This is a genomic window from Bacillus sp. SORGH_AS_0510 (genome assembly GCF_030818775.1).
GTDB lineage: Bacteria > Bacillota > Bacilli > Bacillales > Cytobacillaceae > Neobacillus.
The window spans coordinates 2,225,069-2,238,976 of sequence record NZ_JAUTAU010000001.1 but is presented as its reverse complement, the minus strand read 5'-3'; the positions used below and the strand labels follow the sequence as shown (position 1 = coordinate 2,238,976).

The following is a 13,908-nucleotide window of genomic DNA, read 5'->3' as shown; positions in this document are numbered from 1 at the left end:
GGTGCGCCACCAGTTTCACTGGTTCTAGTGGGTTCGATTCCCACCCCGAAATTTTTTAAGTAACTATATAAAAAATTTCGAGGGTGGGCCGCTTCTTTTGACATGGGATCGGTATGCCCTAATGGAGGGATATTCATGCTTAAGAAACGTGATCTTCATGACAGCCACACTTTATACGAACTAATGACGCATCCAGATGTCTTCCCTTTCGTACGTCATAAAGCGGATTCTTATGAAGAATTCATATTTATTACAAAACAAACCATTGAAGCCGAAGAGCGCGGTGAATTAATTTCTAGAACCATTCTTGATGAATGGGGATCTCCTATTGGAACGATTAATTTATTCGACATTGAAGATAATGCGGGATTTTTAGGGACATGGCTTGGTAAGCCATACCATGGCAAAGGTTACAATAGCCCAGCTAAAGACGCCTTTTTTAAAGAGCTTTTTTATGAAATGGGAATTGAAACTGTCTTTATGCGTATTCGAAAAGTAAACATACGTTCAATTAAAGCAGCAGAAAAACTTCCCTATGTAGTGAAAGCCAATGATACGAGAAAAAATATTTATGACCAGTTAAATATGAATGATGAAATATATGATATATATGAAATTCCAAAAGACTTATACACTCTCTATCTGTTACGAAATGGAATATCACAAACAGACGACCAGCAGCTCCTGGAAGCATAAAAATAAAGCAATCGGTTCATACCGATTGCTTTTTCTATTAGTAGTCATATTAGTCCGTTACATTTTGTTCTAAACTTTCATTGACATCAGTGATTCCCATTTGGAGCAAAAAATCATCTAATTCCTCATTTGTTAACGTTTCAAAACGACCATCATGAAAAAAAACTTGTGTTTGATTAGGATTAATTCTGTTGATATTAAAACTCATATTCTTTGCTCCTTTCATGGATGATTACTTTCTATTATCCACAAAAGGAGTTGTTTTCATTCGGGAAAATCAAATTGTTCAAAAAATTGGGCCATAAACTAAGATTTTTTTATCTTTCCCAAAACATCTACCCCACCGGTAACAGGTATTATACTTCCTGTCATATAGTCGGATTTTTCATCTGTTAAAAAGGCAATTACTCTCGCAATGTCCTCTCCTGTTCCTTGCCTTCCTATCGAGCCATGCATAGCACCAATGGCCTCTTCAATATTTTTTTCCTTCCATTCACTTGTTATATCTCCTGGACAGACCATATTAACCGTGATTCCGAATTCTGCTTCCTCCATTGCCATTGTTCTTGTTAATGAAGCTAATCCAGCTTTTGCTGCTGCAAAAGCAGACCGATAAACCCACCCAGGTGCAGTTTCCACCCGATCATAACCTAGTGTAATAATTCTTCCCCAATTCTGTTTACGCATTGTTGGAATAATTAATTTAGATAAATAAAAAACTGCTGTTAAGTTCCCATTTAATAGATAATTCCATTCCTCAAACGAATATTCAGTCAGCTTTTTTCTTTCATGTATGTAGGGTCCAGCATTATGTATTAAAACATCAATGGTTGAAAAGGCTGAGAATGCATCCCTTACAATTCGATCACAATCCTCCTCTATAGCTATATCTCCCTGAACCGCTATACTTTTTGTCCCATAGTATTCTTTCAATTGTTTTACTAAGGAAAGTGCCTCTGATTCACTATTTCGGTAGTTGATCACAAGTTGATATCCTTTTTCTGCTAGATGGATTGCTGTTTTTTTACCAATGCCAGAAGCTCCACCTGTAATCAAAGCCGTTTTTTTATTCACAAACATTACCTCTCTATGATTAGAATCCTTCTCTATACTATATGTTAAAAAGAATCAAATATATATGCAAATATTAAACTTTAATCAATTGTGCCCAGTAGTGAAAATGGGATTATCTTAATAAGTAATAACGGATGGGCAATGAACTGCATAGTATGAGGTAACACCATCGGAGCCTTATGCCCAGGGGCTTCGATGGAATATTAATAAAGGATGTGACAGGATGCAGACTGTAATAAATATTTTTAGCCTAAAAATAAACAGTGTTTCTAACAACGGGTCTGTCAACATCGGAGAAGCCCTTCATAATGCACATACTGCCAATCAAAAATCACAAGGACAAAATGCGTCCTTTGGAGACTTTGCTCCACCAACTGCTGCTATGGAGAATGTGTTTATTGATCCAGATGTAAATGACATGGGAGATATTGCTAATCCAGCAAACGTTGTTTCCAATCAAATGTAAAAGGACTGAAAATCCATGCCTTTTCAAATAAATATTTTTAATATCAAAACTAATTCCATAGCCAATAATGCCAATATTTCTTTAGGCCCTGCGGTCCACAATAGCCATACTGCAAACACAAAATGGGTAGGCACAAATATGGCTCTTGGAGATTTATCCCCAAGTTCTTCCTTCTCGACTAATGGTGTCGCCGATACGGATATAAGTGATCAGGACCAAATTGCAAATCCATCTGCCCCAATTGTTAATCAATTTTAATGCATTGAAAGGATGAATAGTCATGTTTCCCTGGAATATTTTCCCTTTTAATAAGGATATGAAAGATAAGATGCAAAAAATGAAACCTGAGGAAATTGATAAATATGTTCAGGATTTATTGGGGAAAATCATGCCTTCAAATATGTCTGGTATGAATCCTCAAGATTTTTTCAATGGCTTCCAGTCACAAGTAACTCAACAAAAAACAGGAACAGGTGGGTTGAACTCTTCTGCATTTGAAACACATGATTTTGTCTTTGTTCGCATACCGGTTAAACATGAAGATTGGATTAAAAATCTTCGTATTTATCATACAACCAATCAGCTCATTGTTGAACATGTCCCCAATCATGATGATAAACATATTATTACCCTACCAGCTATTGTAAAAAAGAAAGGTGCAACTGCAAACTATAAGGACAATATGCTTGAAGTAAGAATTCCTAAAAATATTGATATGCAATATTCACAAATTGACGTGACAGAAATTTTGTAAACGTCTTTTTTTTTGCATGTTTCAGATAATGTTAAATATGATGAAAGTAGGTATCCTTCATAAACTCTTCATTATGCCAATTCTGAATAGAGGGTTTTTTATGCGATTACTCTTTCGCTTTTTTAACATCAATAAACTGTTGTCGAATAAAATAGTGGAATTGGAGAAAAAAATTAGTATCCTAGAAGCCAAGATAAATATTGTTCAGAATAGTGCCGAAAAAGAAAACTGTCTTCATACAAACTCAAAAGAGAAGGAAAGCACTCCAACCATCCTAATTGAACAATTAAAGGTCGAGCAAATAGTCATACATCATGTAGATTATGCCAATAATTTTGGTCAATTAGGAATTAAAGAATTAACTGGAAAGTTAAATATCGGTACAAACTATGAGGGGGAATTTTCTGATATAATCAACGCAAAAGTCAATGCAAAACTAACTGAAAAACTAGGAAAAGCAAAGGTCAATTTCAGACCAAAAGACGATGAATAAAAAATAACAGCCTTTTCGGCTGTCACTTTTATTCACCTTCGCTTTTTGGGTCCATGTTCATTCCGTCCATTGAGTTTTTTGTATTGGCATCCTCTGGTTCACTTGGTGTACCAATAACAAATTCCTTTTTGGGCATATTATGCATGTCCCTAGCAGTCACATGAGAAATGATGTAATATGTACCTTCTTGTTGAAATGTCTTTTCTAGGCTATAAACTCCATCTTTTGATTTTTTAATCTCCACTTTTTCATGTTTACCATCTTGTGAACGCCAAATTTCAAAAATCACCTCATCTGCATCATTTACCTTTTCTTTTCCTTGGGTTACTTTTGCTTTAAATGTGATTGGTTCATTTATCTGCCCTTTTTCAGGGGTAATAGATAAGTCAACGTCAAGCATTTGAGGCTGATCCTCATGAACCTTATGTTGATTCCCACATGCTGCCGTCAGGCTTAAAAATAATACGGTAATAAAGATAAACATTATTTTTTTCATATTCCCACTCCTAATCGATCGTTTCCATAACTTCCATATGAATTTTTATCAAAGATAATTTTGTGTTTTCCGGGATTGAAGAAGTAATAATCCTTTTTATTGCTAGAAAATATTTTTCATACTTAGTTTTCCTGATTCGCGGGTGAGAATTTTCATCAAGTAATTCTCGTTTTATCGCATCCGTTAATACTTCTTTGCTGTTAGACTCTCCTTTTACTAATAATCGGTTATTCCAAATGGAACGATATTGTTCTAATAATTGTTCAAATTCCTCTGCCGCTTGCATCTTTACCATTCCTCCTTTATCCATCAATTGCATTGTTACATATTTACTAACATTATTGCAAAAAATAGATTTTAACAATTTATTGAAAGGAGATAACCCATGTCAACACCTTATAAATGCCCTAATTGCAAAACAAATCGAAGCAGATTTAATATTATTCAGCAAGTGCCTCATTCTGTTAAGCTTGATCCTCAGTCCGGAGAAGTCGTTCGTGAGTATATTGAAGGTAATCTAGAACCTTTTCATATCCCATACAACGGACCCGAATATCGAGTGCAGTGTGGTGCCTGCGGATTAATAGAAGATGAACGGACCTTTATTAAGTTTGGAGAACAGCAAATGTAATATCTCTAAGTAAAAACACCTTTATTTGAGGGTATCCTCATATAAAGGTGTTTTTTTATATACATCCTGTTGATTGGAGCGGAAGGCACGAAGACTCCTCGAAAATGCTATCGCATTTCCTTCGTGCGTGGGCGAATTCAAGATGTAATTCAATGTCCTGTGGGAGTATGGTTCAGGGGAGACCCCACAGTCGCTTGCGTCGAGGAGGCTCGCCGAAACACCCACGAACCGCTCGTGCCTGGAGCGGAAATCAAAAGGTAAGTTTAAAAGAGCCTTGTTTTTAGGGAAGAGTATTTTTCTTTAAAAAGTGCTTTGAATCCACTTTCCAAACACCAACAGGTGAAAAACGAACTAAATGAATAGTTTCATGATAGGTTTGTCTTCCCCTGTTTTTAATATACCAATCAATATCTACAGGTACATCTAAACTAATTTCACTAGTTAAATCCTCTGCCGGTAGTCGTTCCATTCGTGTTAAACGAATATTTTCCACTACTTTAAATACAGGCTTCCAATTATTTTTTTGCAAAGAAACCAAAGAAGTAATTTTGGAATCCTGTTGTTTAATACCTGCTATATAAGCGTCTATTACTTCGTAAGGATTTGCCTTGCTTAAGTATTCATTAAGTTTTCCAGATGCCTTTAAAACCATCAGCATATGTGATAAGTCCATAGAATTTGTTCGATGTGTTGTACTTCCATAAAAGTGAATACAAAAATGACCTGGAAAGTTATTCTTAAGTGCACCTGCACCATGGGGCATCCCATGCATGGAAGCTGCAATCCATTGATTCTTATGGACGACAATAATGGCCCGTCGTTTCCAGCTCCAATTTCCCCCGTATATTTTTTTCATAATTTTTGTATCCTTTGGGGTTAATGGCTGAACATCTGCATGGTGACTACCAGCCCGTCTTTGCACGTTAAATCGTTTTCCAGTTTCTACATCCAGGACAATAAATTTTGAGTACTTTGGTAAGATATGATTGACTTCATTCCAATTCAACATTTCGATTTTATAGTCAATGTCAGATCCAGCAAGAACACATTGTCCATTAAAGAGGATATAGGTTAACACTAATATGCATGCGGCCTTCTTCAAATTAATCCCCCTTTTAATGGTTTTTTACTACATTAAAAGAGTTACCTGAAGAGACATTAATCATTCACTTTCATTTCATTATTCAATGTTTTTTTCAAGATGCACTAATTGTTGCTGAATCTCATTCCAATCGATGTTTTCTCCAATGAATACAAGGTTTAAGGGTAAATTCATATTTTCTTTCATATATAAAGGCATCCCATAGGAAAACTGAAACAAATATGGAAGATCCGAGGAAGAAAATTTAACATACCCTTTAATTCGGTAAATAGTATCAGGTAGTTTCTTTAAGAATGTTTCAAATTCTACATGGTTAATCGCGTTTTGAAACTGATGAACAAATGTTGTTAGGTTTAATTTAATTTGCTGCGAATTTTTTCTTAACGCCTCATCAAACGATACTGAAAGCTTTCTAAGGTCCCCTATTGAGACTTGTGAGTAATTTGTAAGTAAGCATCTTGCATTGGAATTTATGGACTGAATTTCAAAGGTAATACTTGCTTGCTCTTTCTCTTCCAATTCGCTAATTTTATTTACGATAATAAAATCTGCGTGCCTAACCTGCTCTAAAATTAACTGTTGAAGTTGTGGACTCATTGCTTTTCTATTCTTCCACCTTGTTCCATCTATTGTAGTGATAATTCCTTTAATATGGAGCTTCTCTGCAAATAATGGAGAGAGTATCGCATCTAATACTTCTACTGGATGTGCGGCTCCAGTTGTCTCTATGTAAATGACATCAGGTTTTTCTACTACTAGCAACCCTTGGAGCTGTGCCTCAAGCTTATCTTGAATTGAGCAGCAAATACATCCACCAAGCAGTTCTTTCAATTCGACATCATCATCAACTACGTTAGAATCAATAGACACTTGACCCAGTTCATTCATCATTACTGCAACTTTTCTGCCTAACCTGCGTTCATCCTCTAATAATCTTTTTAATAAGGTAGTTTTTCCACTCCCTAAGAAACCGGATAAAATATAAATATCTGCTTTTTTCATCTTACTGTCCCTTCTTTTTCATGTTCACTTTATTATATATGAATGTATATACGGTTTACATCAATTGAAAGTAAAAAAGCGAATGTTTCCATCCGCTTAATTTACCATTGGTTTTTGCTTGTTATCTTCCATATCTAAGTTAACTGTTTGTGAAGGGTTACCGTTGATTTGAATTGGTTCAAATTTAGTTATAGGGTTAATCATAGCGGAAAGCCCCAACTGAAATAACTCTCCGGAATCTAAGTCTGTCTTTATACTATGCCGTACCTCATTTAGGAGTGAAGGAAGCATGGATAACCATTGATTTGAAGCATTATTCTCTTCTAATCCATTGATCATTTGTTGTATTTTAGCAATACCAGATGAACCAATGATAAAACAATGGTCAATTGGTATCTGATAATTTTTTTCAACCGTTTTTTTTAACTGATCAAAATCCACATCATTATTTACAACTGGTAGAGGTACCGTTCCATAAGTAACCTTATTGTTAGCTGTATCACGAGTAATAATCATCCCTATGTTCATTTCTTGACTATTGTTGTTTCCCTTGTTTTCAGTTATCAAAAAGGATTCCAACTTCGGCCCATCTGCACTAAGCGGATTTGAATCCGCTGTCCCCTTCAGTTTTTGGAAGACCGTGTTTCCGTTCTCTTGGTTCCCATCTGTTTTAACATTCTTGTGAAAATATGATTCAAGGGGACCAAAGCCTAAAAATGAAAACAAAATAACTGCAATACAAAGCTTTCTCATCTTAAAAACCACCCTTACACTTCGTTTACTGTCCATTGTTGGAAATAAGGATGATAAATATACAATTGACATTATACTTTTTACAAAATCTCTATTAAAATTGACTGTTGGTTTCCGCTCCATTCAACAGGAGATAATTATACAGCAATGTTCCTTAACATAGCCTCTGCAAAAAAAATCAACCCAGCCTAAGCTGAGTTGATTTTTTATTTCATTCTACCTTTTAACACTTCAATTGCTTTTTGCAATTGGGTGTCACTTGTTTTAATTTTATCTCTTAAAAGTTCCATCAATTTTAAGGTTGAATCACCTTTTAACACACCATCAGCAGAAAGCTTTTGTGCCTTTTGGAAAGCAATTACAGCCTGTTTTGTTTTCTCATCGAAAAATCCATCTTCACGTCCTGGGTCGTATCCAATAGCTTTTAACATTTTCTGAGCTGTTTGAATTTCTGTGGATGAGTTTGAAATCGACAGTTCTTTCTCAGGATCAATGATCGGTAGTGTCGCATAATCCGGAAGTGCTACCGCTACATCTGGCTCAATTCCTTTTTTATGAATCCAGTTACCATTCGGAGTTAACCATTTAGCAATCGTATATTTTAGGTTAGAACCATCTTTAAAATCTTCAGCAGTTTGAACGGTTCCTTTTCCGAACGATTTCTCTCCAACAAGCGGAATTCCTGCTGATTCTTTAACAGCAGCAGCAAAGATTTCAGATGCACTTGCACTTCCCTTATCAATTAAAACTACTAACGGTAAGTCAGGGTTTCCTTGATTTTGAGAAGCAATTTCTTTAATCTTTCCGTTTCGATCTTCCTCTTTAACAATAATTTTTCCTTTAGGGACAAACATGCTAGTAATACTAACTGCTTGATCTAATAATCCACCCGGATTCTGCCTTAAATCTAATACTAAACCTTTCATACCCTTCTTTTGTAAATCATTTAGGGTAGTAACAAGTTCTTTTGAAGTATTACTTGAGAAGCTTGTAATTTGAACTTTTGCTATAGTATCGTCAACCATTTCACCATAAACTGTCTCAATTGGAATCGTATCCCGAATAATTGGAACAGTCATTGGAGCTTCTGTTCCAGGTCTTTGTATGGTTAATTCAACCTTTGTGCCTTTCTTTCCTCTGATTAAAGTGACAGCTTGAGTAGAGTTCATTCCCTGTAAACTTTTGCCATCGACTGAAATAATCATATCATTTGGTTTTAAGCCTGCTTTTTCAGCTGGAGACCCTTTAATTGGAGAAACAATGACAATATGTCCATCCTTTTCTTGAATTTCAGCACCAATTCCTTCAAAAGAAGAGGAAATACTGCTATGAAAACTTTTTGCTTCTTCGTTACTCATATAATCTGAATATGGGTCATCAAGGGATTCTACCATTCCATTGATCGCACCGTTAATTAACTTCTTTTGATCTACATCCTTATAATAACCATTTTTCAAGGTATCAAATGCTTCATATAGTTTATTGAATTCCGGTCTATCTGCTCCAACTGTTACTACTTTTTCCTTACCAAACGCAAAGGCAATTGTTGTTATCCCAGCAGATAAGAAAACCAATAAGAATAAAAGCATGATAAACTGAAACTTCTTTAGCCGAATATATCCTGATTTGTTCTCAGATAATAGATCCTGTTCAACTTTTTCTCCCTCAATTTTTTCTTGATCATTATTCTTTTCTTCCAAAGCTTTCACCACTTTCATTACCATAAAAATAAGTATGTACTAGTTAGTTTAAACTAATGTCACTTTAAAAAGTAAACCCTTAGTGATTAGAATAACATCTTTTTATTAAAATTAACAAAGAAAAGTTAATGAATTTAATTATTTATATCTTTACTCGCTTTAATCGGAGTGAATTGGTTACAACTGAAACTGAACTAAAGGCCATAGCTGCTCCAGCCACCCATGGTGCTAATAATCCTAAGGCAGCAATCGGAATTCCTCCCGAATTGTAGATTAGAGCCCAAAATAGGTTTTGACGGATATTTTGCATTGTTCTTTTACTAAGTGCAATTGCCTTTGGAATTAATGTCAGTTCCCCAGCAAGTATGGTGATATCTGCTGCTTCAATAGCAACGTCTGTTCCTGAACCAATTGCTATTCCAATATCTGCAACAGCAAGTGCCGGTGCATCATTAATACCATCCCCTACCATCGCAACTTTCCTTCCTTGATGCTGTAATTCTTTTATGTGATTTGCTTTTTCATCAGGAAGTACTTCAGCGATTACATTTGTAATACCTACCTGTGAAGCAATCGCCTTAGCTGTCCGTTCATTATCACCCGTGAGCATATATACTTCAATTCCTAATTCACTTAGCTGAGTAACCGCAAGCCTTGCGGTCTCTTTTACTATGTCAGCAACTGCAACCAGCCCCATTATGCTTGAATTAATCGAAATATACATAGCCGTTTTACCTTCATTTTCAAAGAGGAGTAAATCTTTTTCTATTTCTGAGTAAGAAATATTTTTTAAATCCATAAGTTTTCGCGTGCCTACATAGATTTCATCTTCGCCAATTTTGGCTTCAATTCCATAACCAGGAATCGCTTTAAAACGTTTTACCGGAAGTGTGCAGGTTCTTCTTTCTACACCATACTTAACAATCGCTTCGGCAAGAGGATGTTCTGAAGATTTTTCTACAGAAACTAAATATTGAAGAACTTTTTTCTCTTCTTTATATGCAATGAAATCAGTAACAACCGGTTGACCTTTTGTAAGAGTTCCCGTTTTATCTAGGACAATGGCATTTATTCTGTGTGCTGTTTCTAAATGCTCCCCACCTTTAAAAAGTATGCCCATTTCTGCACCTTTTCCAGTTCCCACCATTATGGATGTAGGCGTTGCTAGCCCAAGTGCACAAGGACAGGCAATCACAAGAACAGCAATTGCAGTTTCTAAAGCCGTTGGAAAATCACCGGGGTTCACAAATAAATACCTAATTAAGAAAGTAATTATTGAAATAATAACAACCACAGGAACAAAGTAGCCAGAAATGGTATCCGCAATACGTTGAATCGGTGCTTTTGATCCTTGTGCTTCCTCAACAATTTTTATGATTCCAGCTAGAGCGGTATCTTTTCCAACTTTTGTTGCTTTGATTGTCAGATTTCCGTTTTTATTGATCGTTGAACCAATTACTAGATCTCCTACTGATTTCTCTGCCGGCATTGATTCACCGGTTATCATCGACTCATCAACAGAAGATTGACCTAATAGAACTTGTCCATCTACCGGAATTTTTTCACCTGGCTTCACGACCAACCGGTCCGATACCCTCACTTCTTCTATAGGTAATTGGAGTTCTCTTCCATCTCTAATAACCGTCGCTACCCTTGCTTGAAGACTTAGCAATTTAGAAATAGCGATTTTCGTTCTTCCTTTTGCTAGAGTTTCAAATAATTTTCCCAGCAAAATTAAAGTAATAAGTACGGCACTTGTTTCGAAATAAAGATGCGGCATATAAGAAGGATGGCCAATTGTTTTGATTCCTTCTAAAAGACTGTAGAAATAGGCAGCTGAGGTTCCTAAAGCAACTAGTACGTCCATATTTGCACTATTATTTTTTAGTGCTTTATAAGCGGCAATATAAAATGGCCCTCCAATATAAAATTGGACAGGTGTTGCTAATAATAATTGAAACCATGGATTCATCATAACCTTTGGCATAGGCAATCCCACATCAAATGGAAAATGGGCAAGCATAGTGTACAACAGTGGTAATGACAATACAACAGAAAGTGAGAACATGCGTTTTTTTTGCTTAATTTCCTCTTCCTTATTTTGTTGTTTTATGGCTCTTTGTTGATCTGCTATTTGTGCACTATAACCGAGATTCTCAATTTTTGTAATAATATCATCGCTTGAAACTAATTCCTTATCATAGAATACGGAAGCGTTTTCCATTGCCAAATTAACATTCGCTTCAACACCATTCAATTTGTTTAATACTTTTTCAATTCTCGTGGAACAAGCTGCACATGTCATACCTGAAATATCAAGTTTGAGTTTTTCTTTCATTTTCGTTCACCTCATTTCGCACTATACCCCTGCCCCCTATGTATTTCAATACAAAAGGTCCTTTAGTCACATAGTTGCTTTATTTATATTTACATTCTATTTCTCCATTCTGTTACAAAGTTCCTTTGTGATAAAAAAGAAAACCTCTTCCAAGAGGAAGAGGCAATAAATTCATTATTCCTTGATAGCAGCTTCTAATGCTACCTCAATCATATCATTAAAAGTTAGTTGTCTTTCTTCTGCAGTTGTCTCTTCACCTGTTAAGATATGGTCACTTACAGTTAAAACAGAAAGCGCCTTACGGTTAAATTTAGCCGCTAAGGTATATAGAGCTGTTGTTTCCATTTCAATCGCCAGGATTTGATATTTAGCCCACTTTTCAAGCTCTGCATTATCATTATAGAAAGAATCAGCTGTAAAAATGTTTCCTACTTTTAAGTTTAATCCTTTTGTTACTCCAGCATCATATGCCTTTTTTAGTAAGTTAAAATCAGCACAAGGAGCAAAATCGACATGTCCAAATGTGAGACGGTTCATATTTGAATCTGTAGAGCTTGTCATTGCCCAAAATTACATCACGTACTTTTACATCTTTTTGAATGGCTCCGCACGTACCTACTCTTATCAAATTTTGAACATTATAGCTTTGAATTAACTCATTTACATAAATCGAAATAGACGGAACACCCATTCCAGTTCCTTGAACCGAAATTCTTTTTCCTTTATACGTTCCTGTGTAACCAAACATGTTTCTTACTTCATTATAGCATTTAGCATCTTCTAAAAAAGTTTCTGCAATATATTTTGCCCTAAGCGGATCTCCTGGAAGTAGGACCGTTTCAGCAATCTCATTTTCTTTTGCACCGATATGTACACTCATAAATTACCCTCCAATCAAGATAAGTACAGTTAGACTCCGTACCATAGTCAATATATCATAAACCGTTTTTATTGAAAAACCCTGTTGAGAAATAGTCATGATTTTTTTTATTTGTGGAAAGCTATTCTTAGATGGTAAAGGAGGAATTGATAATGGGTAAAAAGCATAGAAACCGCATAAATGGGCAAAAGAAAAACAATCACATACCAGCCGAGGCGATTGTAGCAGAACACGAGGCGCACGCGAAAGAAAATAGAGCTGACGGCGGAAGAAAACGATAACAACATACAAAAATAAAGTAAACCTAAGGAAATTATCCTTAGGTTTTTTAGCGTATCAGGATTCTATTTACAGGAGCCCATCCACCGGTCTTTAACTGATAATAGTGTTGGCCACCACGACCCTCATCTATTAATACAATATCACCTGTAGAAAGGAATCTCCCTTTATAACTAGAGGGTATTCTGTCAGTGACATTAAAACGGCTAAATGTTTCTTGTAAGCATTGTTCACGATTAGCAGCAGGAATGATTGTTCTATATACCTGCTTATAGCCTTTATATTCCCGGTACTTTGGAGTCTGAAAGATCGTCACATCATATTGAATACATAGCTTTTTCGTTAACACTCTGATCATCATATACCCCCAATTATTAGAATTTATTTTCTATTCTAATAATTAGATAGAGACTATGTCGAATCCTCTGTAGAATACTAACTTTTTTTGTCGATATTACACTTTTTTGCTAATTACGAATATCTTTGTATCACATTTTGAATTTTTTGTTGTAAATTTGGAAGATCAGCATTTGAAACTGTTAACCTTACGTTTGTCTCATCCATACCCATCGCTTCTGAGAATATCCCTGACAGCCCCCTTGCGCGTCGGTCTACCTGGAACATCATATCCAGAGTACCATTTTCAGAGGACAGGAAAACTACTTCTAATTCATCTAATTTACCGCGAAAAGGCCCAGACGTTGGTACAAATTCAAATTCCTGTACAAACGGTAAGCGGCCTCTTATACGGCGTGGTGCTTCTTCACAGTCCGCTTCTCTAATTCTAAAACCTAAGTTATCAACGGCATTAAAAACCGCTGTCATCAATTGGTTGGGAATTACCTTTAAATAATCCTTATCACTTGGGTCAACCCCACCTTTAATATCCAGGCCAGTTGTTACCCATACTTTTGATCTCCCAATGGATAACGGTGTGTCATACGGAAGCTGGAAGGTAAATGGAATTTCTTTTTTTTCATTTGTCATAATTGTAAACGGAGTAGTTAACCGAAACCGTTCGATAGTTGCGGTTACATTGTATTTGCGATCATCTGACTCTTTTAAATATGTAGTATTTAGGGACAGATAAATATCTTCAATCTGCTGATCTACTTTTCCACCTTTAATTTCTACAACACCTTGAACAGTTTCTCCAGGCATGTATGTGTCCTTTTCGAGCTTTGTATCTACTGATGCTGCCCCAATTCCTACGCTTGCAAATACTTTGTTAAAGAAAGACATGT

At 35.8% G+C, this 13,908-nt stretch carries 18 protein-coding genes and 1 pseudogene; 7 read left to right on the top strand and 12 right to left on the bottom strand.

Features of this window, described 5'->3' with window-relative positions; genetic code table 11:
* Nucleotides 1-135: 135 nt before the first annotated feature.
* Nucleotides 136-696 (top strand): GNAT family N-acetyltransferase, encoded by a 561-nt coding sequence (locus QE429_RS11510; RefSeq protein WP_307287130.1) that lies wholly within the window; start codon nucleotides 136-138, stop codon nucleotides 694-696.
* Nucleotides 697-745: 49 nt separating this feature from the next.
* Here QE429_RS11510 and QE429_RS11505 read toward each other — a convergent pair whose 3' ends face one another.
* The gene (locus QE429_RS11505) at nucleotides 746-904 is read right to left on the bottom strand and encodes a hypothetical protein (protein ID WP_307287129.1); all 159 of its coding nucleotides are present in this window, start codon (nucleotides 902-904) and stop codon (nucleotides 746-748) included.
* 98 nt (nucleotides 905-1,002) lie between these two features.
* Nucleotides 1,003-1,770, bottom strand: a complete 768-nt coding sequence (locus tag QE429_RS11500; RefSeq protein WP_307287128.1) for an SDR family oxidoreductase — start codon at nucleotides 1,768-1,770, stop codon at nucleotides 1,003-1,005.
* 223 nt (nucleotides 1,771-1,993) lie between these two features.
* Between QE429_RS11500 and QE429_RS11495 the strand changes: the two genes are divergently transcribed.
* The 4 genes from QE429_RS11495 to QE429_RS11480 all read left to right on the top strand — a co-directional run bounded on the left by QE429_RS11495 (nucleotide 1,994) and on the right by QE429_RS11480 (nucleotide 3,483).
* The gene (locus tag QE429_RS11495; RefSeq protein ID WP_307287127.1) at nucleotides 1,994-2,236 is read left to right on the top strand and encodes a spore germination protein; all 243 of its coding nucleotides are present in this window, start codon (nucleotides 1,994-1,996) and stop codon (nucleotides 2,234-2,236) included.
* A 15-nt stretch (nucleotides 2,237-2,251) separates the two neighbouring features.
* Entirely contained in the window at nucleotides 2,252-2,494 is a 243-nt protein-coding gene (locus tag QE429_RS11490) for a spore germination protein (protein WP_307287126.1), read from the top strand.
* Nucleotides 2,495-2,516: 22 nt separating this feature from the next.
* Nucleotides 2,517-2,990, top strand: coding sequence for an Hsp20/alpha crystallin family protein (locus QE429_RS11485; RefSeq protein WP_307287125.1), 474 nt, complete (start codon nucleotides 2,517-2,519; stop codon nucleotides 2,988-2,990).
* A 100-nt stretch (nucleotides 2,991-3,090) separates the two neighbouring features.
* The gene (locus tag QE429_RS11480) at nucleotides 3,091-3,483 is read left to right on the top strand and encodes a hypothetical protein (RefSeq protein ID WP_307287124.1); all 393 of its coding nucleotides are present in this window, start codon (nucleotides 3,091-3,093) and stop codon (nucleotides 3,481-3,483) included.
* A 28-nt stretch (nucleotides 3,484-3,511) separates the two neighbouring features.
* Here QE429_RS11480 and QE429_RS11475 read toward each other — a convergent pair whose 3' ends face one another.
* Together QE429_RS11475 and QE429_RS11470 are read right to left on the bottom strand one after the other, a co-directional pair.
* A complete protein-coding gene (locus QE429_RS11475; protein ID WP_307287123.1) occupies nucleotides 3,512-3,979 on the bottom strand; it encodes a FixH family protein in 468 nt (155 codons plus the stop codon).
* A 10-nt stretch (nucleotides 3,980-3,989) separates the two neighbouring features.
* Entirely contained in the window at nucleotides 3,990-4,265 is a 276-nt protein-coding gene (locus tag QE429_RS11470) for a hypothetical protein (RefSeq protein WP_307287122.1), read from the bottom strand.
* A 99-nt stretch (nucleotides 4,266-4,364) separates the two neighbouring features.
* On the opposite strand from QE429_RS11470, the gene QE429_RS11465 reads away from it, so the two are divergent.
* Entirely contained in the window at nucleotides 4,365-4,610 is a 246-nt protein-coding gene (locus QE429_RS11465; protein ID WP_307287121.1) for a DNA alkylation repair protein, read from the top strand.
* Between the two features lie 280 nt (nucleotides 4,611-4,890).
* Here QE429_RS11465 and QE429_RS11460 read toward each other — a convergent pair whose 3' ends face one another.
* The 6 genes and pseudogenes from QE429_RS11460 to deoD all read right to left on the bottom strand — a co-directional run bounded on the left by QE429_RS11460 (nucleotide 4,891) and on the right by deoD (nucleotide 12,385).
* A complete protein-coding gene (locus QE429_RS11460) occupies nucleotides 4,891-5,712 on the bottom strand; it encodes a hypothetical protein (RefSeq protein ID WP_307287120.1) in 822 nt (273 codons plus the stop codon).
* A 78-nt stretch (nucleotides 5,713-5,790) separates the two neighbouring features.
* A complete protein-coding gene (locus tag QE429_RS11455; RefSeq protein WP_307287119.1) occupies nucleotides 5,791-6,714 on the bottom strand; it encodes a CobW family GTP-binding protein in 924 nt (307 codons plus the stop codon).
* A gap of 96 nt (nucleotides 6,715-6,810) precedes the next feature.
* Nucleotides 6,811-7,467 carry an LCP family protein gene (locus tag QE429_RS11450; protein ID WP_307287118.1) on the bottom strand — a complete coding sequence of 219 codons (657 nt, stop codon included), beginning with the start codon at nucleotides 7,465-7,467 and terminating at the stop codon, nucleotides 6,811-6,813.
* Nucleotides 7,468-7,673: 206 nt separating this feature from the next.
* Entirely contained in the window at nucleotides 7,674-9,185 is a 1,512-nt protein-coding gene (locus tag QE429_RS11445; protein WP_307287117.1) for a lmo1851 family serine protease, read from the bottom strand.
* A 124-nt stretch (nucleotides 9,186-9,309) separates the two neighbouring features.
* Nucleotides 9,310-11,505, bottom strand: a complete 2,196-nt coding sequence (locus tag QE429_RS11440; RefSeq protein WP_307287116.1) for a heavy metal translocating P-type ATPase — start codon at nucleotides 11,503-11,505, stop codon at nucleotides 9,310-9,312.
* 174 nt (nucleotides 11,506-11,679) lie between these two features.
* A pseudogene (gene deoD / locus QE429_RS11435) lies at nucleotides 11,680-12,385 on the bottom strand (purine-nucleoside phosphorylase).
* Between the two features lie 152 nt (nucleotides 12,386-12,537).
* On the opposite strand from deoD, the gene QE429_RS11430 reads away from it, so the two are divergent.
* On the top strand, nucleotides 12,538-12,666 hold the full coding sequence (locus QE429_RS11430; protein ID WP_307287115.1) for a hypothetical protein: 129 nt from the start codon (nucleotides 12,538-12,540) through the stop codon (nucleotides 12,664-12,666).
* A gap of 47 nt (nucleotides 12,667-12,713) precedes the next feature.
* On the opposite strand, the gene QE429_RS11425 is transcribed toward QE429_RS11430, so the two are convergent.
* Together QE429_RS11425 and QE429_RS11420 are read right to left on the bottom strand one after the other, a co-directional pair.
* On the bottom strand, nucleotides 12,714-13,025 hold the full coding sequence (locus QE429_RS11425; protein ID WP_307287114.1) for a YodL domain-containing protein: 312 nt from the start codon (nucleotides 13,023-13,025) through the stop codon (nucleotides 12,714-12,716).
* A 110-nt stretch (nucleotides 13,026-13,135) separates the two neighbouring features.
* Nucleotides 13,136-13,906 carry a sporulation protein gene (locus QE429_RS11420; RefSeq protein WP_307287113.1) on the bottom strand — a complete coding sequence of 257 codons (771 nt, stop codon included), beginning with the start codon at nucleotides 13,904-13,906 and terminating at the stop codon, nucleotides 13,136-13,138.
* Nucleotides 13,907-13,908: the final 2 nt, after the last annotated feature.

Bases quoted from the DNA above. Each gene is read 5' to 3' on its own strand.
- QE429_RS11430 (WP_307287115.1), top strand. From the start codon at position 12,538: ATGGGTAAAAAGCATAGAAACCGCATAAATGGGCAAAAGAAAAACAAT.
- QE429_RS11470 (WP_307287122.1), bottom strand. From the start codon at position 4,265: ATGCAAGCGGCAGAGGAATTTGAACAATTATTAGAACAATATCGTTCC.
- QE429_RS11475 (WP_307287123.1), bottom strand. From the start codon at position 3,979: ATGAAAAAAATAATGTTTATCTTTATTACCGTATTATTTTTAAGCCTG.
- QE429_RS11445 (WP_307287117.1), bottom strand. From the start codon at position 9,185: ATGAAAGTGGTGAAAGCTTTGGAAGAAAAGAATAATGATCAAGAAAAA.
- QE429_RS11495 (WP_307287127.1), top strand. From the start codon at position 1,994: ATGCAGACTGTAATAAATATTTTTAGCCTAAAAATAAACAGTGTTTCT.
- QE429_RS11455 (WP_307287119.1), bottom strand. From the start codon at position 6,714: ATGAAAAAAGCAGATATTTATATTTTATCCGGTTTCTTAGGGAGTGGA.
- QE429_RS11425 (WP_307287114.1), bottom strand. From the start codon at position 13,025: ATGATGATCAGAGTGTTAACGAAAAAGCTATGTATTCAATATGATGTG.
- QE429_RS11440 (WP_307287116.1), bottom strand. From the start codon at position 11,505: ATGAAAGAAAAACTCAAACTTGATATTTCAGGTATGACATGTGCAGCT.
- QE429_RS11480 (WP_307287124.1), top strand. From the start codon at position 3,091: ATGCGATTACTCTTTCGCTTTTTTAACATCAATAAACTGTTGTCGAAT.
- QE429_RS11420 (WP_307287113.1), bottom strand. From the start codon at position 13,906: ATGTCTTTCTTTAACAAAGTATTTGCAAGCGTAGGAATTGGGGCAGCA.
- QE429_RS11505 (WP_307287129.1), bottom strand. From the start codon at position 904: ATGAGTTTTAATATCAACAGAATTAATCCTAATCAAACACAAGTTTTT.
- QE429_RS11490 (WP_307287126.1), top strand. From the start codon at position 2,252: ATGCCTTTTCAAATAAATATTTTTAATATCAAAACTAATTCCATAGCC.
- QE429_RS11485 (WP_307287125.1), top strand. From the start codon at position 2,517: ATGTTTCCCTGGAATATTTTCCCTTTTAATAAGGATATGAAAGATAAG.
- QE429_RS11450 (WP_307287118.1), bottom strand. From the start codon at position 7,467: ATGAGAAAGCTTTGTATTGCAGTTATTTTGTTTTCATTTTTAGGCTTT.
- QE429_RS11465 (WP_307287121.1), top strand. From the start codon at position 4,365: ATGTCAACACCTTATAAATGCCCTAATTGCAAAACAAATCGAAGCAGA.
- QE429_RS11510 (WP_307287130.1), top strand. From the start codon at position 136: ATGCTTAAGAAACGTGATCTTCATGACAGCCACACTTTATACGAACTA.